The sequence below is a fragment of the Pseudoalteromonas sp. DY56-GL22 genome (assembly GCF_041414715.1).
Classification (GTDB): domain Bacteria; phylum Pseudomonadota; class Gammaproteobacteria; order Enterobacterales; family Alteromonadaceae; genus Pseudoalteromonas; species Pseudoalteromonas simplex.
Genome location: NZ_JANHZR010000004.1, coordinates 186,811 through 212,857, shown reverse-complemented (window position 1 = coordinate 212,857; position 26,047 = coordinate 186,811). Strand labels below are relative to the sequence as shown.

Annotated in this window: 23 protein-coding genes; 14 read left to right on the top strand and 9 right to left on the bottom strand. The window is 42.1% G+C overall.

Translation table 11 applies throughout. The annotated features are described in order from the left end of the window. Nucleotides 1–6: 6 nt before the first annotated feature. From fahA to NO991_RS11220, 3 genes are all read left to right on the top strand, one after another. Nucleotides 7–1,320 (top strand): fumarylacetoacetase, encoded by a 1,314-nt coding sequence (fahA, locus tag NO991_RS11230; RefSeq protein WP_300545731.1) that lies wholly within the window; start codon nt 7–9, stop codon nt 1,318–1,320. Nucleotides 1,321–1,470: 150 nt separating this feature from the next. After that, nucleotides 1,471–2,622 (top strand): M23 family metallopeptidase, encoded by a 1,152-nt coding sequence (locus NO991_RS11225; RefSeq protein ID WP_300545734.1) that lies wholly within the window; start codon nt 1,471–1,473, stop codon nt 2,620–2,622. Then, complete coding sequence (locus tag NO991_RS11220) at nt 2,612–3,094, top strand: polymer-forming cytoskeletal protein (RefSeq protein ID WP_054551783.1); 483 nt, start codon at nt 2,612–2,614, stop codon at nt 3,092–3,094. Before NO991_RS11225 ends, NO991_RS11220 begins: the two co-directional genes overlap by 11 nt. On the opposite strand, the gene NO991_RS11215 is transcribed toward NO991_RS11220, so the two are convergent. Continuing rightward, nucleotides 3,091–3,567 (bottom strand): hotdog fold domain-containing protein, encoded by a 477-nt coding sequence (locus NO991_RS11215; RefSeq protein WP_054551784.1) that lies wholly within the window; start codon nt 3,565–3,567, stop codon nt 3,091–3,093. The two genes, NO991_RS11220 and NO991_RS11215, sit on opposite strands and share 4 nt — an antisense overlap. 177 nt (nt 3,568–3,744) lie before the next feature. Between NO991_RS11215 and NO991_RS11210 the strand changes: the two genes are divergently transcribed. From NO991_RS11210 to NO991_RS11195, 4 genes are all read left to right on the top strand, one after another. After that, nucleotides 3,745–4,917, top strand: a complete 1,173-nt coding sequence (locus tag NO991_RS11210; RefSeq protein WP_371352015.1) for a multidrug effflux MFS transporter — start codon at nt 3,745–3,747, stop codon at nt 4,915–4,917. Nucleotides 4,918–5,138: 221 nt separating this feature from the next. Continuing rightward, complete coding sequence (locus tag NO991_RS11205) at nt 5,139–6,980, top strand: S8 family serine peptidase (RefSeq protein ID WP_300545742.1); 1,842 nt, start codon at nt 5,139–5,141, stop codon at nt 6,978–6,980. Nucleotides 6,981–7,077: 97 nt separating this feature from the next. Continuing rightward, on the top strand, nt 7,078–7,710 hold the full coding sequence (locus tag NO991_RS11200; protein ID WP_138601443.1) for a LysE family translocator: 633 nt from the start codon (nt 7,078–7,080) through the stop codon (nt 7,708–7,710). An 8-nt stretch (nt 7,711–7,718) separates the two neighbouring features. Beyond that, nucleotides 7,719–8,183 (top strand): methylglyoxal synthase, encoded by a 465-nt coding sequence (locus NO991_RS11195; protein ID WP_054551787.1) that lies wholly within the window; start codon nt 7,719–7,721, stop codon nt 8,181–8,183. A 31-nt stretch (nt 8,184–8,214) separates the two neighbouring features. Here NO991_RS11195 and yegD read toward each other — a convergent pair whose 3' ends face one another. From yegD to NO991_RS11165, 6 genes are all read right to left on the bottom strand, one after another. After that, complete coding sequence (gene yegD / locus NO991_RS11190) at nt 8,215–9,582, bottom strand: molecular chaperone (protein ID WP_194441705.1); 1,368 nt, start codon at nt 9,580–9,582, stop codon at nt 8,215–8,217. 67 nt (nt 9,583–9,649) lie between these two features. Then, nucleotides 9,650–10,489, bottom strand: a complete 840-nt coding sequence (locus tag NO991_RS11185) for a DNA ligase (protein WP_194441737.1) — start codon at nt 10,487–10,489, stop codon at nt 9,650–9,652. Between the two features lie 92 nt (nt 10,490–10,581). Next, entirely contained in the window at nt 10,582–11,238 is a 657-nt protein-coding gene (locus tag NO991_RS11180; RefSeq protein WP_300358022.1) for an HAD family phosphatase, read from the bottom strand. A gap of 48 nt (nt 11,239–11,286) precedes the next feature. Further along, a complete protein-coding gene (locus NO991_RS11175; protein ID WP_119853425.1) occupies nt 11,287–11,586 on the bottom strand; it encodes a hypothetical protein in 300 nt (99 codons plus the stop codon). Nucleotides 11,587–11,696: 110 nt separating this feature from the next. Further along, nucleotides 11,697–13,958: a TonB-dependent receptor gene (locus NO991_RS11170; protein ID WP_194441707.1), complete on the bottom strand. Its 2,262-nt coding sequence runs from the start codon at nt 13,956–13,958 to the stop codon at nt 11,697–11,699. Nucleotides 13,959–14,326: 368 nt separating this feature from the next. Next, on the bottom strand, nt 14,327–16,021 hold the full coding sequence (locus tag NO991_RS11165; protein WP_249362531.1) for a mechanosensitive ion channel family protein: 1,695 nt from the start codon (nt 16,019–16,021) through the stop codon (nt 14,327–14,329). 156 nt (nt 16,022–16,177) lie between these two features. On the opposite strand from NO991_RS11165, the gene NO991_RS11160 reads away from it, so the two are divergent. Beyond that, on the top strand, nt 16,178–16,726 hold the full coding sequence (locus tag NO991_RS11160; RefSeq protein WP_054551794.1) for an HdeD family acid-resistance protein: 549 nt from the start codon (nt 16,178–16,180) through the stop codon (nt 16,724–16,726). 22 nt (nt 16,727–16,748) lie between these two features. Here the strand turns inward: NO991_RS11160 and NO991_RS11155 are convergent, their stop codons facing one another. After that, nucleotides 16,749–17,621 (bottom strand): mechanosensitive ion channel family protein, encoded by an 873-nt coding sequence (locus tag NO991_RS11155; protein ID WP_054551795.1) that lies wholly within the window; start codon nt 17,619–17,621, stop codon nt 16,749–16,751. A 198-nt stretch (nt 17,622–17,819) separates the two neighbouring features. Here NO991_RS11155 and NO991_RS11150 point away from each other — a divergent pair, with 198 nt between their 5' ends. The 6 genes from NO991_RS11150 (at nt 17,820) to NO991_RS11125 (ending at nt 25,007) form a co-directional block, all read left to right on the top strand. Further along, complete coding sequence (locus tag NO991_RS11150; RefSeq protein WP_054551796.1) at nt 17,820–18,029, top strand: hypothetical protein; 210 nt, start codon at nt 17,820–17,822, stop codon at nt 18,027–18,029. A 217-nt stretch (nt 18,030–18,246) separates the two neighbouring features. Then, on the top strand, nt 18,247–20,385 hold the full coding sequence (locus NO991_RS11145) for a M3 family metallopeptidase (RefSeq protein ID WP_194441708.1): 2,139 nt from the start codon (nt 18,247–18,249) through the stop codon (nt 20,383–20,385). Between the two features lie 147 nt (nt 20,386–20,532). Continuing rightward, nucleotides 20,533–21,960 (top strand): amidohydrolase family protein, encoded by a 1,428-nt coding sequence (locus NO991_RS11140; RefSeq protein ID WP_138616913.1) that lies wholly within the window; start codon nt 20,533–20,535, stop codon nt 21,958–21,960. 97 nt (nt 21,961–22,057) lie between these two features. Beyond that, nucleotides 22,058–22,915 (top strand): carboxylate/amino acid/amine transporter, encoded by an 858-nt coding sequence (locus tag NO991_RS11135; protein WP_063700288.1) that lies wholly within the window; start codon nt 22,058–22,060, stop codon nt 22,913–22,915. Nucleotides 22,916–22,950: 35 nt separating this feature from the next. Beyond that, complete coding sequence (locus NO991_RS11130; RefSeq protein ID WP_194441709.1) at nt 22,951–24,180, top strand: glycerophosphodiester phosphodiesterase family protein; 1,230 nt, start codon at nt 22,951–22,953, stop codon at nt 24,178–24,180. A gap of 89 nt (nt 24,181–24,269) precedes the next feature. Further along, nucleotides 24,270–25,007 carry a dienelactone hydrolase family protein gene (locus NO991_RS11125; protein ID WP_194441710.1) on the top strand — a complete coding sequence of 246 codons (738 nt, stop codon included), beginning with the start codon at nt 24,270–24,272 and terminating at the stop codon, nt 25,005–25,007. On the opposite strand, the gene NO991_RS11120 is transcribed toward NO991_RS11125, so the two are convergent. Then, complete coding sequence (locus NO991_RS11120) at nt 25,004–25,915, bottom strand: LysR family transcriptional regulator (RefSeq protein ID WP_194441711.1); 912 nt, start codon at nt 25,913–25,915, stop codon at nt 25,004–25,006. The two genes, NO991_RS11125 and NO991_RS11120, sit on opposite strands and share 4 nt — an antisense overlap. Nucleotides 25,916–26,047: the final 132 nt, after the last annotated feature.

Here is a 26,047-nt window from a genome sequence, read left to right as displayed (position 1 = left end):
AAGAGTATGAGCCTAATTAACGAAACCCACGATATTAATCTAAAAAGCTGGGTTGCATCTGCTAACGAAGCGAACTGTGACTTCCCAATTCAAAACCTTCCTTTTGCAGAAGTACGTCGTAAAAATTCAGATGAAGCGTTCCGTGGCGCTGTAGCTATTGGTGATCAAGTTATCGACTTAGCAAAAGTAAATGAACTTGGTTTATTCTCTGGTGATGCACAGATTGCCGTTAAAGCTGCAAGCCAAGCTACACTCAATGAATTTATGGGTCTTGGTCAGCAGTATTGGTCTGCACTGCGTCTAGCGTTATCAAAAGCACTTCGTGAAGGTGCCACTGAGCAAGCGCAATTAAGCGAAGCGCTTATCGCTCAAGCTGACATCGAATTTTCACTACCGTGCCGTATTGGTGATTACACTGACTTTTATACCTCTATTTACCACGCAACAGCAGTAGGTAGTCTATTCCGCCCTGATAACCCACTTCTACCTAACTACAAATGGGTACCAATTGGTTATCACGGCCGTTCATCGTCAATTGATGTATCTGGTCAAACGTTCCACCGCCCTAACGGTCAAACTAAAGCGCCAGATGCAGAAGTACCATCATTCGGCCCGTGTAAACGCCTAGACTACGAACTTGAGTTAGGTATTTACCTTGGTAAAGGTAATGAATTAGGCGATGCGATTGCCATCGAAAATGCTGAAAACCACGTATTTGGATTCTGTGTATTTAATGACTGGTCTGCACGTGATTTACAAGCGTGGGAATACCAGCCGCTTGGTCCATTCCTTGCGAAAAACTTCGCTTCGACAGTATCACCTTGGATTGTTACGACAGAAGCACTGGCACCATTTAGAACAAACTGGACACGTGACGAAAACGATCCACAACCAATGGATTATTTAGAGTCAGCTCATAACCGTGAGTTTGGTGCATTTGATATCAAGATGGATGTACAAATCGAAACTGAAAAGATGCGTGCAGCCGGCGAAGCACCAACACAAGTATCTAAATCAAGCTTCAAGCACTCTTACTGGACAGTTGCGCAAATGGTGACTCACCACACTGTAAATGGCTGTAACTTTCAACCAGGCGATATGTTAGGTTCGGGTACGCAATCAGGCCCTGAGCACGAAGAAGCAGGTTCATTATTAGAGCTTTCTCGCGGTGGTAAAGAAAAGATCACCCTTACTAATGGTGAGCAACGTGCTTTCTTAGAAGACGGCGACAACGTAATCATGCGTGGTTGGTGCGAAAAAGACGGTTTTGCACGAATTGGTTTTGGTTCAGTTGAAGGAACCGTGCTACCTGCTAAATAAAAGTAACTCACTATTTTTATTTCCAGAACAAGTATTAAGGGCATTTTTTGCCCTTTTTTTTGTGCTTTTTCAGCTGAGTTACAATTTTTTGCTGGCTTTTTTAACTGAGGTTGCTATCTTAACTCGGTTATTAGTTAAATTTTGTACGCCATGTTAGTTAAACTTAAGTCTTTTTATAGCACGTTTTTTCCAGCTCGACAGCTGTTGATCCGTCAAAATGGCGAAGTAAAACACTTGGTATTAGCTCCTTGGCTACAATTGACGACCTTAATGGTTATTTTAATAGCCATTGCTTGGCTTAGTATCTCAACACTTCAAATCATTTCACAAGCAGACAAGATAACCAGCATTGAGCAAAAACAGGTTACCAAGCAGCAAGAGTGGAAAAAGCAGCACTTTCAACAGCAAGCTGCCTATGAAAAACAATTAGAGCAACTAGCCATTCTTGAGCAAAAACAAGCGCTATTGCAAAGCATGATTGAATCACTACCAGAATCGATGAACAAACCCACCTTGCCAAACGATGCTGAACCTCTACTTTTACCGATTAAAGAAAATGCTGAAGATTTTCATGCTCCTTTAGAAGATGAGCAGCAACCAAAACAAGTAAAACACTTAGAAAGTATGACTGAGCGTTTGGCACGTCTTGATGCGGCTTATAATCGTAGTTTCGTAGTGCTAGATGAACAAATCAAATTACGCCATCAAGAAATTGTTGCCATGCTCGAAGGGGCTGGTCTTGATAGCAGTCTAGCCAATACCTCAATACTTGAAAGCTCAGACACAGCCCAGGGTGGCCCGTTAGACTTGTTTGACGAATCAAGAATTCCTGCTGAATTTCTAGCAATTGCCGACAACTTACTAGCGTTAAACAACCTAGAAAACTTGCTGAGTGAGTTACCACAAACACTCCCTGCTGCTGACTACTATATTTCTAGCAGTTTTGGCTTACGCAAAGACCCAATGAATGGCCGCCGTGCTTTTCATAAAGGTGTTGATTTAGCCGGTTGGCATAAAACCGAAATTTTTGCTCCAGCCGATGGCACCGTACTTCGTGCAGGTCGTAATGGCGGCTATGGCAACTTTATCGAACTACAACACAAAAATGGCTTCGTTACTCGCTTCGGCCACCTTAATAAAATTAAGGTTAAAAAAGGCCAAACAGTAACTAAAGATGATGTCATCGGTTTAATGGGTAGTACTGGCCGTAGTACCAGTACCCACCTACATTACGAAGTTTTAGTGAATGGCAAACATGTCAATCCAGTTAAAATAACAAAGGCGCTTTCTCGTGTTCGGTAAAAAAAAACAATCAACAGCTAGTTCGTCTGGCTCATCATTAAAAAGAACCAACCATACTCCTTCTATTATTTCTGAAGACGTACGCTTAACAGGTAGCCTTACCAGCCAAGGTGAGGTTCAACTTGATGGTCGTATCGAAGGCGACTTACATGTTAAACACTTAGTGATTGGTCACACAGGTATGATTGAAGGTGTTATCGAAGCAGACAGTGTGGTCGTTAAAGGTAAAATCATTGGTTCACTCATTGCCAACAAAGTGACAATTGAAAGTACTGCTGAAGTCCATGGTGATGTATTTCACGACACTTTAAGTATTGAAGCCGGAGCTATCATTGAAGGCAGCTTAAAACATCGTCATGAAGAAGATAATGTGGCGCCTATTAAGCCTGAAGAACAAACGAGTACTTCAATATTGGCTGATGATGACAACGACTTGTCGTTTGTAAACAAACAAGCCGCTGATAAGTCTTAACGTTTTTTGGCGGTTACATACATAGTAATATCCGCGGTGAAGACAAGTTCATCGCGGCTATTGTAAACCTTAACGGGCACAAGCAAATCCTGCTTTTCTAGCCACTCACTCGGCACGTCTATCTGTGCAACTGCACGCATGTCTGTATCAATTTTTGCTAGGTAGTTCACTGTCATGCCTTTTGGGATCCAGCGATGCGTTTTTGCCGGCACAGTTGCATCAACCATTAAGCCAGCACAAAGCTCTGCCACATTGCACTGTGCAATTGCATGGATGGTACCAATGTGATTATGGATTGCGCGGCGATTTTTAACAATTGCACTGCAATGCCCAGCAGTCAAATTTGTGATCAATGGCTTTATAGACCCAAAGTAAGGTGCTTTAAAGCACACGGCTTTACTAAACAACCAGTTACCTTTCGGCAGTGACTGACACTTAGTCCAAATTTTTAATAATGATGATGGTGAGCTCACGACGTTTATCCATTATTTTTATGATGTAAGATAAAAAACTAACACATCAGACCAGATAGCGAAATGGAAATTTTTTGTAAGCAGTTTTAATGATTACGTATGTATTACACTTTTAGCCAAGTGAACGCTTTTCTTTTCCTTTAGGGGCACATAAAATACCGTTTTAAAGGAGAGCGAATGCAGTCACGCCAGCACAAAAACCTCAGCTTACTATTTATTCTTGGCCTTCTGGTTATCTTTAGCCCGTTAGCAATAGATATTTACTTACCCGCATTTCCGACTATTGCAGAACAATTCAGTGCTTCAGAAAAGCAAATTCAGCAAACCGTCGCTATTTTTATGCTTACCGTCGGGCTTGGACAGCTCATTGCAGGGCCATTAGCAGATAAGTTTGGTCGTAAGCCTGTGGCAATCACCGGTGTGACAATTTATGGTTTAGCGGCGTTTGGCGCGTATCTGGCACCTGATTTTGCAAGCCTGATGATTGCAAGAGCACTGCAAGGTTTGGGGGCCTGTGCCACATTTGTAGTAGCGTTTGCCATTGTAAGAGATCGATTTGGTAGTGAACGCAGCGGCCAAATTATTACTTATCTTAATGGTATCGTTTGCTTTATCCCTGCCCTCGCGCCAATTTTAGGCGCTTGGCTCACAGTACAGTTTGGCTGGCGCATGAACTTTTTATTCATGGCTGTATTTGCACTCATTGGTTTATGCATAACCTTGTTAATGTATAAAGAAACCCGCCCTGCAGATAGTGTATATAGTGGTCATATTCTTGACCTGCGCCGTTTTATGCCAATTATCAGCACGCCATTGTTTCTATTTCATAGCTTAATTTGCTTGGTAACTATGTCGGCTATTTTAGTCTTCGTTACGCTAGCACCTGGCTGGCTTATTACTGAATTAGGTGGCAGTGTTACCGACTTTACTTTCTGGTTTACCTGTAATGCGGTATTGAGCATTGTTGCAAGCTTTATAATGCCACTGTACATCAAACGTCAACCAAAGCGCGCGTTAAAAGCAGGACTCCTGCTGCTTGTAATCGCAGGAGCCTTAATGTTGGCCTTTAGCCAACAACGTACTGCGCTTGCGTTGATGTTTCCGATGTTTATTGCTGCGTTTGGTTTTGCACTGACACTTGGCTCATCAGCAGGCCGTGCATTAAGTTTGTTCCCTAAACAAGCAGGTACGGCTTCAGCACTTATAGGCTTAATGCAAATGAGTGGCGCAAGTTTATTAGTGTTTATAACGCAATTGTTAAATTTGACTACACCAGTATTAATTGGCGTGCACTTTTTAATGCTCATCCCATTTACCTATTTATTGTTCAAACATAAGCATTTGTCATAAAAAGTTTTATCATACTTTTAGTTATATCGGGTAAATGAGAATCGTTATATTCTATTTACCCGTTTAGACATCCTGTTATTTCCTACCGTTATAAAAAGCATCTTTCTAGAATAATTTGTTCCATTTTTGTGGATTATTTTTCTTGTACCTACTGCCCCATTAAACTATTGTTTACTCACGTTAACATTTGGTTAACTAAAAACAGGTTTGGGACACGAATTATGAAAAAGAATAAATTAGCATTAGCACTGATCATCAGTGGACTATGTGCAGCAGGAACTGCAAACGCAGCAAATGATCGTTACATCATCCAAGTCGACAACAATAAAAAAGGCGTAGTTAAAGCCCTCGCTAAAAAGCTTGGTGGTGATATTAAAGTTGATGGTAATGGCTTTATTGCAGCGCAATTTACAGGTCATGACCTTGCAAGTGTAAAAGGCTTATTAAACAACCCTCACATCAAACTGGTTGAAGAAGACCAAAAGCGTGTACCAATGGCGCTTTATAACGATGACGCTGGTAATGCAATGCAGCAGCAATTAACGCCTTACGCAGTTTACCAATCACAAGCTGATCAAGTTACCTTCGATGCAAATGCTGGCATGAAAGTATGTGTAATTGACTCTGGTTTAGATGCTACAAACCCTGATTTTGTATGGGGTAACATCACAGGTGATAATGACAGTGGCACAGGTAACTGGTACGACAATGGTGGCCCACATGGTACTCACGTAGCTGGCACAATTGGTGCAGCAGACAACAATGTTGGTGTGGTTGGTATGGCACCCGGTGTGGCAATGCACATCATCAAAGTATTCAACGCTGAAGGCTGGGGTTACTCTTCAGACTTAGCACACGCAGCAGATTTATGTTCTCAAGCAGGTGCAAATATCATCAGCATGAGCCTTGGTGGCGGTGGTTCAAATAGCACCGAGTCTAACGCATTTGCTAATTTCACAAGCGCTGGCGGTTTAGTCGTTGCTGCAGCGGGTAACGATGGTAACAGCGTACGTTCATACCCTGCAGGTTATCCATCTGTAATGATGGTTGGTGCAAATGATGCGGACAACCAAATTGCAGATTTCTCGCAGTTCCCTAGCTGTACAACTGGTCGCGGTAAACGCGCTACTACAGATGAAACTATCTGTGTTGAAGTAACAGCAGGTGGTGTTGATACTCTTTCTACTTACCCTGCAGGTATGGCAACGTCAGCTAGCTTAGCAGCTGATGGCACAGGCTTTGCGACTTCATCAATGGAAAACGCGGGTAATGCATCAGGCACGGCGTATTACATGGGTACTGCTGAAAGCGTAGATGCTGGCGCAGCGGGCAAAATTTGTATGATTGACCGCGGCAATATTTCGTTCTATGACAAGGTAAATAACTGCGAGAACTCAGGCGGTATCGGGGCTGTTATCATCAATAACGAAGCAGGCATGTTATACGCTACACTAGGCGAAACTAACGATACAACTATTCCTGCTGTTGGCGCTGCACTTGAAGACCGTTCAGCTCTTCTTTCAAGCACAACTATTGATATCGCAATTGGTACTAGTGATTATGGTTTCATGAGCGGTACATCAATGGCAACGCCTGCTGTTTCAGGTATCGCAGCGCTAGTGTGGTCAAATCACCCTGAGTGTACGGGTACAGAAATCCGTGATGCACTAAAAGCAACGGCAGAAGATCAAGGTGCTTCTGGTCACGATGTTTACTTCGGTCACGGTATTGTTAAAGCAGCTGACGCAGATGCATACCTAACAGCCAATGGCTGTGCAGGTGGTGGCGATAATGGCGGTGGCACAACACCAGGTGGTGATGATATTAGTCTTTCTACTTCAGGTTATAAGTCAAAAGGCACTAAATACATTGATTTAAGCTGGAGTGGCGCTGCTACAAGCACTGTAGATGTTTACCGTAATGGTAGCAAAGTAGGCTCAGTGGCAAACACTAACAGTTATACTGACACTATCACAACAAAAGGTGGTGGCACTTACACTTACCAAGTATGTGAAGCACAAAGCACAACTGTTTGTTCAAACAACAGCACTGTGACGTTCTAATACTTCCCCAACCCAAATTAGCGGGCATTGATTGCCCGCTTTTTCTTTTTCTAGAAGCTTGTTAAAATCAACTACCTAGCTTTTTATCTTTGTGCCGATGATCAATCCAGAATTTCTACTGTCGTTTTTAGGCGCCAGCTTTTTAATTGCCGTAGCTCCCGGCCCTTCTAATGCATTTTTAATGGCACAAACCTTTGCCAATGGCCGTAAAGCCGGAATGCAAAGTGCCTTTGGTTTTGCCTTAGGTGGTGTGGTGCATACTTTTTTTGCGGTGGTGGGTTTAACAGCAATCTTAAAAGCATCGACTGTTGCCTATACCACAGTCCAGTATTTAGGTGCGGCGTACCTGTGCTATTTGGGCGTAATGACGTTAAAGGACACCTTCACACAGCCTGAGCCAGACTGCGACGAAAAACCCCATGTAAGTACCAGTAAAAAGCAAAATGTGATGTTTCAAGCAATGATGACCGAGGTACTCAATCCTAAAGTCGCTCTATTCTTTATTGCGTTTATTCCGCAGTTCGTCGATCCGAGCTTATCTTCAACGACCTTTCAGCTCGCTTTTTTTGGCTTACTCTACCCACTTTTTGCTTTTCCGATCGACTGCACGTATATTTATTTCGGCGATAAGATAGCCAGTTATTTTCGTGAGCACCCACAAACCCAAATTTGGATTGATCGGATCACGGGGCTGGTGTTTATTGCACTAGCAATTAACCTATTGATATAAGAGCACTTATGGAACAAAAACAACAAGCCTTACCAGCCAAAAAGAATATTGCCCTCGTAGCCCATGATGGTAAAAAAGCTGCCCTTCAGGCGTGGTGTGAAAAACACCAAGACATTTTAAGTAAGCACACGCTATACGGTACGGGTACAACCGGTCATTTAATCGAGCGTACAACAGGGCTTGAAGTGATTAAGCTGCTAAGCGGCCCTATGGGTGGCGATCAACAACTTGGTGCTAAAATTGCTGAACATGAAGTGCACATGCTGGTGTTTTTCTGGGATCCACTTGCATCGCAGCCACACGACCCAGATGTAAAAGCATTACTGCGTTTAGCTGCGGTTTGGAATATTCCTGTTGCCTGTAATGAAGTCAGTGCCGATATGCTATTAAGCTCACCTATGATGGAAACTGAGTTGTGCCGCACGTTGCCAGATTACGAAAAATACCTCGCAACGCGCCAAGTGACTCTTTAGTTCTATAAGTCGATATATCAAAGTGGGGCGATTAGCTATAAAGCTTATGCGCCCACTTAGTTAAACCTGCAGTCACACTACCAAAGTGATCGCCGTTCAGCATTGCAATATCACCTAAATGGGCTTTTAACGCAGCCTTGATAAGCGGTGATTGTGCACTACCGCCCGTTAGGTAAATAACATCAGGCGTTGTACCTGCTTCTTGAATCGCTTGTTTAGCTAGGCTCACTATCTGGCTTATCGAATCATCAACGGCTAAAGCGAGATCTTTTAGCGTTAAGCACTGCGTTAAGTCTGAATCTAAGAAGCGCAAATCTGTAGTAAATTCATTCGCTGATGAGAGCGCAATTTTTGCCGCTTCGCCTTGCTGCACTAATTGATGACCTTGCTTATTTTGCTGCAATTGAATTAAGCGTTTAAAAAGCGCAGGCTCTTTGACTTCACGAAGTTGAGTCAGTAACTCACGATGATGGGCATCGCTATAAAACTGACTTTGCAGATTTACATCATTAATTTTACAAGCTTGCCAAAACGGTTGATTCGGCAGTGGAAGTCCCGATTTAAACTCAGTGCCTAAACCTAGTAATGGCATTAAGCCATGAAAGCTCAGCGCAATATCTAAATCATTTCCACCCACACGCTTACCACTGTGAGCTAAAAAGTCATTGTCACGGCACTGCTTGTCACGAAAGCTCGGCCCCATTTGTACAAATGAGCAATCGCTAGTCCCCCCGCCAATATCGACAACCAACACTTTTTGGTCTTGCTGCAATGAGGTTTCATAATCAATCCCCGCCGCTAACGGCTCATATAAAAATGAGACCTCTTTAAAGCCTGCGCGTTTTGCTGCTCGCTCTAATATGCCGAGCGCTTGTTGATTAGACTCTTCACCACCGACTGATTGAAAGTTTACCGGTCGTCCAATTACCGTTTCTGTTAATATGTCTTGCAAAGATTGCTCGGCGCGTTGTTTAATTTTTAAAATCATCGCCGTGGCAATGTCTTCAAAGAAGTTTATTTGCCCTTGCTTTAAGCCTACTGCACCAAAGAATGACTTAGGTGATTTTACAAAGTAACCTTCTTCAGGAAATTGCACATACTCGCTAATTGCTTCGCGACCTATAAATAAGGTCTCATCACCAGCTTGAATATCGAGGTCAGATTTAATCCGAGGAATGGTATTTAAAAGCGCTTGTCGCTCAGTTTTAAAGTCGTGCTCAAACGGGCTACCTGTCAGATGTTTTGTGACAAAATCGACAACTAATGCACTGTGATGAGTATAAAGTGTTGAGGGTAAATACTGTTTGCCTTGCTCAAGGGGTACTAAAGAGACTTGTTGCTCATTATCCATTACACCGATTGCACAATTTGAGCTACCGTAATCAAAGCCAGCAAACATTCTAACACCTATACATCAATAAAAAGGCCGCGAAATTTACCATAGTCGCAGCCATTTTTGAATGACGCTATGGCGTTTCATGCAAAAAGCTTGCAAAACGTGGTAGGCCATTTTTAGTAAAGCCATGATATTTGTAGGTAATAGTACTACCTATCGCTGGAGGCGATGATCTTTGTTGATCGGTAAACCCCGAGCCAATTTTAAATTCGGTCCCATCACTGCTGCGCACTTTAAGTGCACCAAGCATATTTTTAAACTTACCCTTTCCTGCGATATAACCGATTACAACCGCTTCAGCGTCAAAATAAGGCTTTAACTTTAACAATGCATCACTACGCCCTGTACTGTGCTTAGCTGAGGCTAAATGCAGCATGACGCCCTCAGCACCTTGTGCGACTAGCTCATCCATAAACAAACTAAGTTGCTTGTTATCGTTAAAATGTTTTTGCTCAACAGCTTTAATATGCTCAATTTTCAGCTGGTTTACTAACCTTGAATAGTTTTCATAGCGCTGACTAAACGACTTTGCGGCATCAGGCATATCAAATATCATGTAACTGACGGTTTGCCATTCAGACTCTACAGGTGTGACTTTTCGAACAATCCCGCTCACATTGGCAAAGTCTTGGCGCTTAGTCCAAAGCTCTCCATCAAGCCAAACATCTGGCAGCGGCGCGGTAAACCACTTTGGCGCATAAATTGGGTTACCATTTCGGGTTACTAATTGACTCCCAGTCCAAATAGCTCGAACGCCATCATATTTTTCACTAACTAAATAGTCAGATACATTTACCTTTTCGGCTTGATAGACGTTTGCTAAAAGGACTGAAGGAGCTTGTTGCGCCTCGGCTGAAAAGCCTATAAATAAAGTGATTGCGCATAAAAGCGCACGAGTGAATTTAACCATCATTGCTTCCTTGCAAATTTGTGAGTTTTAAAGTGGCTATTCCTGCTTAATCATAACCACTTAACAATAGCTGTTTTGTGATTGCCAGCTAATTATAGTTTAGTTTGTAGCCATTTGAAAAATTCGTTCAAATCAGCAAACACACCCGCGGCTTTACTAAAATCATGCTCTAACGTGAAATGATTTGGTATCGCATACACAGCAACACCAGCATTGCTCGCAGCGGTAACACCGGTATAAGTATCTTCAACTGCTACGGCTTCATTAGCTGTAATATTTAACGTATCAAGAGCTAGTTGATAAGGGTCACCAGCAGGTTTAGGATTGTTAACATCATCTTTGGTAACCACACAATCAAACCAATCAAAAATGCCATAGCCTTTTAAAATAGGATAGGCTTCATTTTTTGCACTGCCAGTTACTAAAGCCATTTTTAAACCACTGGCTTTTACTTGCTCTAGCACTTCTCTAGCGCAAGGCATATAGGCGGGTAAATGAGTACTAACAAAATGGCCAAATGCCGCGTACTTATCATCCGTTAACTGCTCTGGATTGATACTAAGCCCATAACTTTCAACAACCTCCTTTGCGGCTTCAAATGTTGGTCTGCCAGAAAAGCGCTTACAAAAAGTAGCTTCATCATACTGCACGCCAAAAGGGGCTAATAAATCATTCCAAATATTAAAATGCACACTTTCAGAGTCAACCAAGGTGCCATCCATATCAAACAATACTGCTTTTAAAGTCATCCTCATTCCTTCAAAGTAAAAAGGTGCCATAGGCACCTTTAAATATGATTATTCTGTTAAGCCCGCAGGTGGCTCAGCAAACGCTTCTTCGCCTGTTTCTACATCAACCAGCTCGTAGCCACGTTGCTTTCTTACCACTTTTAAAATCGGCTTAGAAAACGCTGTTTTTAAACGTTCTGCATCTGCTTCAAGTTCTTCGACTGTATTACCAAATGGTGCTGCACCGGTTTCTGACCAATTAGTCACTTTACCATTTAAGTTATATTCAACTTCATGAATTTGATATTGTGCCGCTTCATCTTTTGTTGCTTCACAAAAAATGACACGGTAGTTCCAAAATCCAGCCATAGTTATTCTCTTTCTCTTCAATTAATCCTGCCACTTTAGCAGTTACCAACGCGATTATAAACGAAAAAACCCGCTATACAGCGGGTTTTAATAGGACTTATTATTTCAGCTTAGAAGAAGCTTACTTTGAACTCAGCACCGATGTAACGCTCTTCGTTCACCATTGCTGTGTTGTTATTGAAGTCGATAGCACCGATTGATTGTTGCTCGTCGAACATGTTACGAACGAATGCTGATACTTCATATTCGTTGTCGCCTTGTGCCCAAGCATAACCTGCACGTAAACCTACTTCAGTTAATGGCTTGCCTTCAAACTCAACTGACTCGTATAAGAAGTAGTTGATTTCGCTGCGGTAAGACACGTCAGCGTAAGTGAAGAATTCACCGTCAGCTACTTCGCGGCTATAGCGTAATGTAAGGTTAGAGATCCACTCAGGTGCGTGAGGTAAGCTGTTACCATCAAGGATAGCTTGGCCTGCGCTGTTTAATGAGTTTGTTACAGTACACTGCGCACATACGTCAACGGCTAGGTCTTTATCGTCAAGCTCAGTGTTGTTGTAGCTTAAGTTAAATGTAGCGTTTAGGTTGTCAGTTAATACCCACTCAGTGTCTAACTCAAAACCGTAACCAGTTGTCTTATCAGCATTAACTAAACGGTTGAAGTTTGCACCACCACCTACAGCTGTTAATTGTTGGTCATCCATTGTGTAATAGAACACAGTTGCATTTACACGACCTTGGCCGTCAAGTACGTCTGATTTGATACCTGTTTCGAATGACGTCACAGTTTCAGACTCAGCAACAGTAACTTCATCACCGAATAAGATACGACCTTGGATACTTGGTGCACGGAAGCTGTTAGCAACACGCGCGTACCAGTTTACGTCATCGTTGATCTTGTAGTTAGCAGATAAATCCCAGCTAACGTGGTCGTCACTTGGGTTTTCTGTTAGGAATAACGCACCGCCACCTGCTGGGCTTAAAGTACGGTTTGCAGAGAATTCTTTTTCGTCATCTGAGTAACGTAGTCCTGCAGTGATTTTTAAATCATCTGTGATTGTGTAATCTAATGAACCGAATACCGCCCATGCTTTAGTATCTTGCTGCTGGATAACATAGCCGTTTAACTCACCCGGTGTTGAACCGTATGTATCGTAGCTGAAGTTTTCGATTGTTAACGCTTCGTCAAAGTAGAATACACCTACTTGGAAGTTTACGTCACCAGCATAGTTGCTAGATAAACGAAGTTCTTGCGTATATTGGTCTTGATCTGGAATGCCGTCAGCACTTTCAGAGTAGAATGGGATAAAACCAGGGCCCATATCTGGTAAATAGCTTGCACCGTAACCACCGTCGATGTCAGCGCGAGAATAGATTTCAGCACTTTCCCATGCAGAGATTGACGTAAGAGTTAAATCATTGATATCCCACTCAAGCTTTAAGCTTGCGCCTTGAGATTCAACTTGCTGTGTCGCACGAGAAGCCGCATCGTGGTAAACCACATCGTGCTCAAAATTATCTACTAAGTCGTTTGAACCCGCTTTAATAGCGTTACCACGGAATGCGATTGGCTTACCGTCCATATCACGAACGTGGTAGTTGAAAAGACCTGTGAAATCGTCACCTTCGTATAAAAACTGAATACGTGCCGCTTTTTCAGTGTAACCACCTAAAACGTCATCTTGTTCAAAACCTGGTGCACGATTATCAATATAATCGTCTTTTTCTTGCCAAAGTACAGAAACACGCGTTGATAAACGGTCAGTTAAGCCACCGCCAACAGCACCTTCAAAGTCAACTGCGCCACGGCTACCGTAAGATACTGAACCATAGCCTTCAAATTCTTGTGATGGTTTAACTGTATCAAATTTAACAAGGCCAGCCGGTGTATTACGACCGAATAAAGTACCTTGTGGGCCACGTAGAACTTCTACACGTGCTACGTCAAATACAGGGAAACCTTTTAAGATTGCATTCTCTTGAACAACTTCGTCTACAACTAACGAAACTGGTTGAGAAGCATTTAGGTCAAAGTCAGTGTTACCTAGACCACGAACATAAAAGCGTGGGAAAGAACGACCAAACGAAGATTCGATTGATAAGCTTGGGATCTTCGCGTTCATAAAACGAATATCCATACCAGCTGAGCTGTAAGCGTCTAAGTTGTCACCTTGTAATGCAGATACAGCAACAGGTACTTCCTGAGCATTTTCTACACGTTTACGTGCGGTGATTTGAATAACTTCTAGTTGGTTGTTTTTTGCTGCTGGCGCTTCGTCTGCAGCAAGAGTTGAAAATGAAGTACCTGCTACGGCAGAGAACAACGTTGCATTGATAAGTGTTGCTAACGTAGATCTTTTCATTGCTTTCATGTCGGGTTTTAACCTTTTTTATGCACTCTTATTCAACGGTGATGATGTTGCGTCAATTCATTTGACGGGCTCGGCCAATTTTTCGCGCCTTGTAATAAGCTGCGCGGACCTCTAAATCGAGAGTGCAAAACGAAGTGAAGAGGCTGAACGAACGCTGACGATTATAACACTTTATGACACTTTTACTGCATTAAAAGTTAGAAATATACAAATTTTTTACAACAATTAGCGGCAACATCGGCGCATTTAGAAGATTTTATGCAATTATTTTTCAATAAAGCGGACATATGTCCTGTGCATCTAATTACAACAATGTGTAGACATTATGTACAAATGAGAGCCACTTTCATTTGCTCCTTTTTCAGTAACTAATCGGTAACTCGTGCGAATTCTGGGTTAGCTAATTCGCATTCATGCTCATTTAATAAGCCTAACACTGCTAAATTTAATTCTTCGATTACTTCCATATAAAATGCAAAGTCGACGGTCTCTACGTAGCTTAGTACATCCACTTGTAAAGCCCAAGGCGTAAAGCCTTTAAAGCGAACCCGACACGGTTCAAAGGCGATATGCTTATGTTGTTCTAATAACTCTCTTAGGGCCTGCATAAACGACATAAGATTTTGTTGCTTGGTGTTGGCACTGAGCATCAGTTTAGGTCGATAAGAAATTCGCTCTCGTTCAGAGACGTTCTCAAGCTGCATATCAACAAACTTAGCATTTGCTACATAAATGACAGAGCGGTCAAGGGTTCGGATACGCGTGGCTCTTAAGCCTATTTCTTCCACAGTCCCCAACTGACTGCCAAATTTACATAGATTACCTATTTTTACCGGCGCAGAAATATAAAGGGTGATTGCAGCAATGATATTCTCAACAGTTTTTTGCGCTGCAAGGGCAATAGCAAGCCCACCAATGCCTAAGCCAGCTAACAAAGTAGTAGCATTAAAGCCTAAATTTTCAAACCACATAAATAGCAATGAAATGACAATCAGAGTTTTTGCTACATTGCTTATAGGTCGTAATAAGAAAATCGCTTGTGGCTTATCTTGTTTAATAAAACGCTGGCTTAATCTGTGTTTGGCAAGATCAACTGCCCGTAAACAAATCCAACCCCACGCAATCAATAACACAGTTGCGCCATGGAATAGCGCCATTACAGCAATAGTGACATTTGATTGGTCGTTAAGTGAACGAGCCATAAACACAGCAAGTAACAGGCTAATTGGCCCATTAATAAAACCAATAACGTCATTTTCTACAGGTACTTTCAAATGTGCGAGGATAAATGTGATTAAGCGAGTAATGATAATCGCGACTAGCAAAAACAACACAAATGAGAAGGCAAAATAAATCCATTGCCAAAGCATCACCCCCAAAAACTCGATGTCTGGCAGGTTATCATATAGCCATTCACCTACTTTGTTATAACCATACTCTTTGGTGAGTAACGGTATTTGACTTACCGTTGCATTTGATATTTTCCAGATCCGATTATCTGTTTTATCATCAGGTACTAGTTGTAATAAAATTTGTACCTTACCTTGTGATGTACTGATTTCCCCCACCAAATCACGATAGCTAGGCACACTTTCTTTTTGTTTACCTTCAGGCTTATTACTCAAGTTATCAACATCAACCCATAAGGTACGATCCAGTACCACTGATAAATTTTCAGCAAGTTGAATTTTTCCTAATGCTTCAACGTCTTTAGGTAGATTACGATAATCAAGATAATGGCTGGCCAGTTCAAAATCGCGAGCGCGAGCCGCTTTTAAGTAACCCTGCATTGAACTACGTGGCGTTATCCGGTCAAAGGCATCATAGGGCAAGTCATCTTCGAGAGATTCCTGCGCTTTTTCAGCTGTTGCAGGTGTATTGGTTTCTGATTCTTGTTTGACGGGCTTTTGTTCGACTTGTTCTTCCTTGCTGTCTTTATCAATTAAGGATTTAACGGTCACTTCTGGTGTGGTTGTTGCCCATAATGGCGCGTTAAACAACAGTAAAAAACACACTAATAACTTACTAAATTGTAATGAAAACTGGGTATTACAACGGCTCACGCTTTATTCCTTGTTAGATAAACATTAAATCGCTGAAATATTCAGCTAATTAAATTAGAGCATGGTTTGTGTAACTGTACAAAAAATAATTAAAAATCTTTGCAAGTAAGCGCTGAGATGTTAGTTATATAGAGACTAAAGCAAAGGAAAACGATAATGCAGATTTCAAGTTCACTCATTCCTCATTGGTCGTCATTGATGATCCATGGCGCCATTGCCATCGTTTTTGGCTTGTGTGGTTGGTTTGCCCCAGAAGCTTCACTAGCGATTCTGATGTTTATTTTCGCCGCTTACTTTTTTGTCGATGGTGCCATTAGGACTTGGTTAGCTATTGCTTCAAAAAATGAAAACCCGCTTTGGTGGATGCTATTAGTAGGTGGTTTAATTTCAATTGCTGCTGCACTTGTAACCCTGTTTGCTCCCAACGTAACGGCTATCTTAATGCTCTACTTTATTGCCGCATGGGCCATTGCTATCGGTGTAATTGAAATATTGATTGCGAGTAAACTACGTAAAGAGATCAGTAATGAGTGGCTGCTAATTGGTAGCGGTATTATTTCAATAATCTTTGGTGGCTACCTGATATTTAACCCAGGCGCAGGCATAATCACCCTCCTGTGGCTAGTAGCAAGCTATGCAATCGTGTTTGGCATAATGATGGTGTTACTTGCTTTGAAGCTGAAAAAACTCAATGAACAAGCATAAAAAAGCGGCTTAGCCGCTTTTTTTATTTTTGGCTGTTACGCCTTGTTAAAGCAATTTCACCATCAATATGAATATCGCGCTGCGGGAATGCGATAGTAATGTTGTTTTCAGCAAATACTTTATAGATGCTAAAACGCAGCTCACTGCGCACTTGGCGAAGCGGTGCTTCTGATTCAGCACATACCCAGAAAATAGCGCTAAAAGTTAAAGAGCTATCAGCAAAGTCATCAAACAATACTGACGATGCAGGTGTTTTTAAAATGGCTGGGTGCTCATTAAGAATTTGCTTCATCAGCTTTTCAACCAATACCACATCTGAACCATAAGCAACGCCAACATTTACAAACGAACGAGCATTACGGTCAATTAAGGTCCAGTTAGTTACCGTGTTTTCTAATAAATGGCTATTAGGTACCAGCATATGCACACCATCGTTACGACGGATACGGGTTGAACGGGTATTAATAGTCTCGACAACCCCTTTTGCTGTACCTACTTCTAAAAAGTCACCAATACGAATTGGCCGCTCCCACATTAATATCCAACCACTAATAAAGTTATTAATAATGTTTTGCGCACCAAAACCAACACCGATAGCAATGGCACCAGAAACAAATGCAAACGCCGTCAGAGGAATATTGAGCACCTCAAGCGAGGTAAACACGAGCACAGCAATAGTAACAACAAGATAAATACGCGTGAACAGGTGAACTGTGTCAGGACCTAGGTTTTTTGCCTGCAATGCTTTTTTAATTAATCGACCAATCCAGGTGACCACAAACCACATTAAAAACAGTACCAAAGGTACTTGAATTACTTTTAGTACAGTAATTTGCACATCGTTGTAGGTGAACAAGACAAACGATAGTGCAGATTGCAGATCAGCAAGGGTCATAAATTAACATTCCTAGTAAAAAATGAGTTTGATTCAGTTGTGACTAAGTTTAGCACGGCATAATAGGTGAAAACTTGGTAAATACTAAGTTCTTTATGCGCAATATGCGCTAATTATTAACTATTTTAGACTACAGCTGCTATATACATAGAGAGAGCTTGAGGTTTCACAGGCTTTGAATAGCACGAGGAGAACACAATGTCACAAATGACGCTCACACAAAAACTTGCCACTTTACAACCCTTGGTCGATCTAAACTTATTTGAATCAAGTTTAGAGTACCGTAACCGCATCTTAAACTTACTTGCTGAGCAAGAACACTCACTGACTTTAATTAACAAAGAGTTTGGCAACGCTATGCCAGAAAGCTTTGGCTCAGAGAGAAAGTTTGTGTTGGGTTACAACTAACCTATGGTGATTTATTACCAACAAGATTTAAACTGGCAGCTAGTGCCACTTTTTACTTAAGTGAGCCATTAATACACAATTGATGGCTTTTTACGCACATTTATCCCCTCCATCACATTATTTGCGTTCAAATTCCCCATTCAGACGACAAACTTGATTGTTTCTAGCCAAAAATTTGATAAGTTAGAAAAGATTTATCCACATTTTTGGAGCTCTCATGCGTAAGACCTTAGTAGCAACTACGATTGCTAGTGTGCTTTTATTATCTGCTTGTAGTTCACAACAAGCCGACACTCAAACTCAAGTTGAAACTGCCGCTGAAACACAAACAGCTAATGTTGAAAACGTTCTTTTCAAGCCAAGCCCTTTACAATACATGGCCCCTGAGTTTGATAAAATTTCGACCAAAGATTACGAGCCAGCGTTTGAAGCAGGCATCGCACAGCAAAAAGCTGAAATTGCAAAGATTGCAAACAACCCAGAACCAGCAACATTTGAAAATACCCTTGTTGCTATGGAGTACTCTGGTGAGCTATTAGACCGTACATCTGCGGCATTTTTTAATCTATCGGGTTTAATCTCTGACAGTGAGTACCAACGTATCGCCGCGAAAATGGCGCCGATTATGTCAGCTCACACTGATGACATTTACTTAAACAAAGCTTTATTTGCTCGCGTACAAAGCATTTACGACAACAAAGCGTCTTTAAATGCTGAAGATCAACGTCTTGTTGATTACTACTACAAAAAGTTCGTTAACGCGGGTGCAAAACTAACTGAAGCTGAAAAAGCAAAAATGCGTGAAATCAACGCAGAGCTTGCCAAGCTTTCAACTGAGTTCTCACAAAACATCTTAAAGTCATTCAAAGAAGATGTGATTTTAGTTAAAGATAAAAGCGAGCTAGCGGGTTTATCTGAAGGTGAAATTGCAAGCCTTGCAGCTGCTGCCAAAAAAGCAGGTAAAGAAGGTTACATGATCACACTGGTGAACACGACTCGCCAACCTATCTTACAAAGCCTTGAAAACCGCAAGCTTCGTGAAAAGATTTGGACAACGTCTTCAACGCGTGCACAAGCAACAAACAGCCCTATCATCATTAAAGAAACTAAGCTACGTGCAGAAAAAGCAGCATTACTTGGTTATAAAGACTGGGCTTCGTATGTAATGACTAACCGTATGGCGCAAACAACTGAAAATGTTTACGGCATCCTTGATGACTTAGCACCGAAAGCGGTTGCTAAAGCAGAAGCAGAAGCAGAGCAAATCCAGCAAGTAATCAAAAAGTCAGGTGAAACGTTTGCACTTCAACCTTGGGACTGGGCGTTTTACGCTGAAAAAGTTCGCCAAGAGAAGTACGACTTAGACCCAGCTTTAGTTAAGCCTTACTTTGAAATGCAGTCAGTGATCCACGACGGTCTATTCTTTGCGATGAATAAACTTTACGGTATTACCTTTAAAGAGCGTAAAGACCTACCGGTTTATCACGAAGACGTCATGGTGTTTGAAGTATTTAACGAAGACGGTAGCGCTATCGGCCTATTCTACATGGACCCTTACGCACGTGAAGGTAAACGTGGTGGTGCCTGGATGAGTGCTTATGTTAGCCAAAGCGGTCTTAAAGACACTATGCCTGTGATCTACAACGCACAGAACATTCCTAAGCCAGCTGAAGGCCAACCTACACTCATGACTTTCTCTGAAGTAACGACTATGTTCCATGAGTTTGGTCACGCTGCACACGGTTTATTCTCTGATGTTAAATACCCAAGCTTAGCGGGTACAGCCACTGCTCGTGACTTTGTTGAGTTCCCTTCACAAGCACACGAAGACTGGAATATTGAACCAACAGTACTGGCAAACTATGCCAAGCACTACAAAACAGGTGAACCAATTCCAAAAGCGCTTTTAAATAAAGTACTTGAGTCACAAAAATTCAACCAAGGCTTTGATACAACTGAGTATTTAGCTGCGGCACTGCTTGATATGGAATGGCACTCATTTGGTGTTGATGCTGACATTACAGACGTTCAAAAGTTTGAACATGATGCATTAGACAAGCACGGTATTGCTTACTACCCAGTACCACCACGCTATAAGTCTTGCTACTTCAGCCACACCTTTGCCGGTGGTTACTCAGCGGGTTATTACGCTTACCTTTGGACTGAAGTATTCGCAGCAGATGCGTTTGCACACATGACCGAAGAAGGTGGCTTAACACGTGAAAACGGTGATAATTTCCGTAAAGAGATTTTATCAAAAGGTAACAGCCGCGACTTAATGCAAAGCTACATTGAGTTCCGTGGTCAAAAACCAACAACAGACGCACTATTAAAGCGTCGTGGTTTAGTTGAATAATCACACTGTTGTTTAGAGTATGAGGGGCAACCCTCATACTTTTTAAGTATCAATTAAATTTTCACCCCGCTTTTATTCCTATTCACCTCAAAGTCGTTGTCAGTTAACTCGTTTTTGCTAATCTCAAAGAAAAACACGAGCTCACACATGAAAAACGCTTTACTTTTAGGACTTTGCTCAGCATTAGCTGCATGTTCATCAACCCCAGATGAGCGTGCCGATATCGTGATAGAAAACGCCCAAATTATTGATATGCAAACTGGGGCTATCGCAACACAGCAATCTCTTGCCATTCGCGATGGAATTATCATTAAACGTAGCGATAAACCTTTAAGTAGCCACTATCAAAGCTCAACATTGATTGATGCCAAAGGTCAGTATGTCATGCCTGGTCTATGGGATATGCATGTTCATTTTGGCGGTGGTGATGAGCTTATTGAAGAGAATAAACAGCTCTTGCCACTGTATTTAGCTTACGGCGTAACGACTGTTCGTGATGCTGCGGCTGATTTAAGTGAATCTGTACTTAGCTGGCGAGAACAAGTAAAACAAGGTCAGTTAGTGGGGCCAACTATTTTCACCTCAGGCCCGAAATTAGAAGGTAAAGGGTCTATTTGGCCTGGTGATTTAGAAGTAGAAACGACTGAAGAAATGCATGCTGCAATGGATCTGTTAGACAGCATGGACGTTGATTTTATCAAAATTACCGACAGCGCTCTAACGCCTGAGCTTTATCTAAAGGCAGTAAAAGAGGTTAAAAAACGGGGTTACCAAATTTCAGGTCATATTCCATTTTCATTGTCTGTGACTGATGTCTCCAAGGCGGGGCTTGATGCTATTGAGCATATGACCTATATGCTTAAAGCTGCGGCTAAAAACGAAGCGGATATTTCTGCAAAGGTTGCCTCAAAAGAGCTGAGTTATCGCACTGCACTGCCCATTATCACCGCGCAGTTTGATGAACCAACAGCCATTGAGAAGTTTACGGTTCTTGCTAACAACGACACCGCCGTGGTGCCAACCTTGATTGGTGGCAAAATAACGGCTTACATTGATGAAGATAATCATCAGGACGATGCCTATTTAGATTATTTAGGTAAGGGTTTAAAAGCGACTTATCAATGGCGAGTTGATAGAGCTAACAAAGACACCCCTGCACAAATTAAACAGCGCAAAGAGCGTTTTATTAAAACCGCACAGTTACTCCCTATCGCCCAACAAGCAGGTGTGAGCATTATTGCAGGCACAGATGCAGGCTTTTTAAATTCGTATATTTATCCGGGGCTTTCTTTACACCAAGAACTGAGTATTTTTACTGAATATGGCCTAACACCACTGCAAACGCTGCAAGCTGCGACACTTGCGGGGCCTAAATTTTTAAATAAACAACAGCAATACGGTGCCCTTAGTGAAGGCAAAGTAGCGGATCTCATTTTGCTTTCAAAAAACCCGCTTATTGATATTCGTAATACACAAACGCTAAAGGGTGTTGTCTCGCACAGCACGTTTTACGATAGCAACGCACTTGAGCTTTTAAAGCAACAAGCCAAAGCCTTTGTTGCCAGCCAACCCTAACCCCCCATTGCCCATGACCGCGTATTATCCGTCATGGGCAATTTTAATTTTCAGCCATCTCATATACACTGCCCTTTTTGCACATAACTCGAATAACATGACCTACTTATTTGCTGTAACCCTGCTTTGGGCCTTTTCGTTTAGTCTTATTGGTGTCTATTTAGCAGGCCAAGTGGATGCATGGTTTAGTGTATTAATGCGTATTGGCTTGGCAACTTGCGTATTTTTGCCCTTTTTACACTGGCGTAAAACTCCTAAAGCCTTAGCCCTAAAGCTCATGGCAATTGGCGCAGTACAACTTGGTGTGATGTACAGCTTCTATTACCATTCGTTTTTGTACCTTAGCGTGCCCGAGGTACTGCTATTCACGGTAATGACGCCACTTTACATCACTTTGTTAAACGATTTGCTTGAAAAACGTTTTAATGCCAAGTTTTTATTCGCCGCATTACTGGCTATTTTAGGCGCCGTTGCTATTCGCTATGAAGGCGTCGATGAGAACTACCTTATTGGTATGTTAATGGTGCAGGCAGCCAATATTTGCTTTGCCACTGGGCAAGTAACCTACAAACGTTTAATGCAAGATGAGCAGCTCCCCCACTCTCGGGTGTTTGCTTGGTTCTTTATTGGCGCTTTAATTGTCGCGCTGATTTGTTACGGTTTATTTGGTGATACCAGTAAGCTACCCACCACTACTACACAGTGGGGCGTGTTAATTTACTTAGGCACGATTGCTTCAGGGCTTGGGTATTTCGCTTGGAATAAAGGTGCGACCATCGTCAATGTAGGTGCCTTGGCTGTCATGAATAATCTACTGATCCCAGCAGGGATCATCGTTAACATTGTGATATGGAATCGTGATGCCGATATCATCAAGCTTGCCATCGGTGCAGCGATTATCTTATTAGCACTTATTATAAATCAGAAACTTAATAAAACTGCCATGGAGCAATGATAGGCTAAACTCTATTAGATTAGAGGAATGCTGTTATGCGCGCACTGGTTTTATGTTGTTTAGTTTTCATTATTCAAGGTTGTAAGAATCTGCCTGAGGAGCAGGCAGTGCAAGTGGGTGCTAGGCCTTACTATTTAATCGACAAGATGACTGATGGACCTTTAAAGCAGCAACTTGCGACATGCGCTAATGGCCCTTTCTATAAAACTGATTTTGTAATTGGTCATCGCGGTGCCCCCATGCAGTTTCCTGAGCACAGCAAAGAGTCATATTTAGCCGCTGCAAGAATGGGCGCTGGCGTACTTGAATGTGACGTCGCCTTTACTAAAGACAAACAACTCGTGTGTCGCCATTCACAGTGTGATTTACACACCACTACCAACATTTTAGCGATTCCTGAGTTGGCTGCAAAATGCAGCCAACCTTTTACCCCGGCCAAAGGCGGCCAACCAGCTCAGGCTAAATGCTGCACCAGCGATATCACCCAAGCTGAGTTTTTAACCTTAAAAGCTAAAATGGATGGCGCCAACCCAAACGCCAAAACCGTCGCAGAATATATGCAAGGCACACCAAGCTGGCGCACTGACTTATACGCAAACAGCGGCACCCTAATGACCCACCAGCAAAGCATTGAGTTATTCAAATCTCTAGGTGTAAAAATGACACCCGAGCTAAAAAGTCCAGAAGTCAGCATGCCATTTAACGGTTTTAGTCAGCAAGATTATGCGCAAAAAATGCTTGATGAGTATCGAGCTTTAGGTGTGGATAGCGATGATGTGTATCCGCAATCATTTAATCTTGAAGATGTGAAGTATTGGCTAAATAATCACCCTGAATTTGCAAGCAACAGTATTTATCTTGATGGCCGAGATGAGCAAGCAGACTTTGATGCTATGGATGAAACAACTTGGCAGCCATCAATGCAGGCTCTATATAACGATGGAGTACGCATTATCGCACCGCCAATGTGGATGCTTTTAAGCCTTGATGAGTCAGGTGCAATCGTGCCATCGCTTTATGCTATTAAAGCTAAACAAGCCGGACTGAACATCATTACTTGGAGTTTAGAGCGCTCTGGTCCATTAAATAATGGCGGTGGTTATTATTACCAGTCGATTGCCCGTGTAATTAAACAAGATGGGCAAATGATGAAAGTGGTAGACGTCCTTGCTAAGCAAGTGGGTGTGATGGCTATTTTCTCTGACTGGCCTGCTACTCTTACCTATTACGCAAGCTGTATGCAGTATCCTGCCTCAGAGAGTTAACTGAGCATCAATAAATTTCAAGGGCTTTTACTCGTCCAAAAGGTGGGGCTGAGGTATTATTAGCTAAACCGTTTTTTACAAGGATAAACATGATTATTCAGCACCATAGCCACGACATAGCGACCAACACAGGTGAAATGCGCACCAGTATTTATCGCCCTGTAGAAGAAGGTAAATACCCGTGTATTATCTTCTACTCTGAGATTTTCCAAGAAACAGCACCAATTGCACGCTCTGCGGCAATACTTGCTGGTCATGGCTTTGTCGTGTTAGTGCCAGAAGTTTTTCATGAGTTAAATCCTATTGGGACAGTACTTGCCTATGATGATGCAGGTAAAGACAAAGGCAATGCCGACAAATGGGCAAAACCGCTTGAGAGCCATGACTCAGATACTGACGCCTTAATTGCATTTGCACGTCAGCAAGATTACTGCACAGGAAATGTCGGTGCGATGGGCGTATGTATTGGTGGTCACCTTGCATACCGTGCTGCATTAAACCCAAGTATCAAAGCCGCTTTTTGTTTATACGCGACAGATATACACAGCGATACTTTACCAGCACAAGCAGGTAATAACTCATTTGAGCGCATGGCAGATATTAAAGGTGAAATTCATTTTGTTTGGGGTAAACAAGACCCTCATGTACCAAAAGAAGGCCGCATTAAAATTTACCAACAAGCGGTGGCAACAGGCATTAATTACCAGTGGCAAGAAGTGAACGCCCAACATGCGTTTATGCGCGACGAAGGCGACCGATACGATCCAGCCCTTGCCATCAGCATGTATCAACAAGCAGTCGCTTTATTTAATCGCACACTTGTTTAAATCGTCATAGTGGCTACTTGATTAGTAAAATAATCCTTCAAGTAATCGAGTAAAACCCGCAGCTTTTTACTTCCCGCCGCCCCTGGCGGGAATACGCCATAAAGTTCAATATCAGCAGTTTTGTAATCATCTAAGATTGTGCGTAACAATCCTGCTTTGATCCTTGGCAATGCATCATAAACTGGGATTTTCGCTAAGCCATGCCCAGCTTCTACAAAGGCAGTTCGTGCAGCAGCGTTATTGGTACTTATGCCACCACTAACTGCCACCTCAAAGCGGCGTTTCTCTTTTTCGAGCGTGACAACAGCACTACTTGGTTGATACACCACCCATGTATGCTCTGCTAAATCAGCAATGCTCTTTGGTATAGGGTATTTTGTAAAGTAATCGACTGAGCCACATAAGCAAGTCGCCATACTTGCAAGTTTAGTGGCTTGTAAGTTTGAGCTTTCAAGGGCCACCCCTCTAATCGCTAAGTCAAAGCCCTCTTTGATGATATCAACCACATCATCGCTAAGCTGTAAATCAATATCAATTTTAGGATACAAACGCTTAAACTGAGCCAGTGCCGGTACCACAAGTTGCAAACCAACATTCACCGGACAACTCAATTTAATAACCCCAACCGGTTCACTCTTTAAGTTCTCAAGGTGTAGGTTAGCAGCCTCAGCCTGCTCGGTGATAGCCTGACAACGTTCATAATAAGCCATACCCGCTTCGGTAAGGGTCATGGTGCGCGTTGAGCGATTAAGTAACGTCAGCTTTAATTGCTGTTCTAATTTCTTTAAATGATAACTAACAACAGCCCTTGATAAACCAAGTTGTTGAGCCGCTTTAGTTAAGCTGCCCTGCTGCACAATGTGGGCAAACACCACCATACTTTTTAGCTGCTCAAACGATACTTTCATACAAACTCCTAATCTAACCTGAATCATTGTATCAATTATTAAACCAATGAAGTCAAATTTATCTGCGTTGTTTAATTCAATTCTCACCCCTATAGTGTTATCAACGATGTTTAATTCACAAAAAGGGATTCA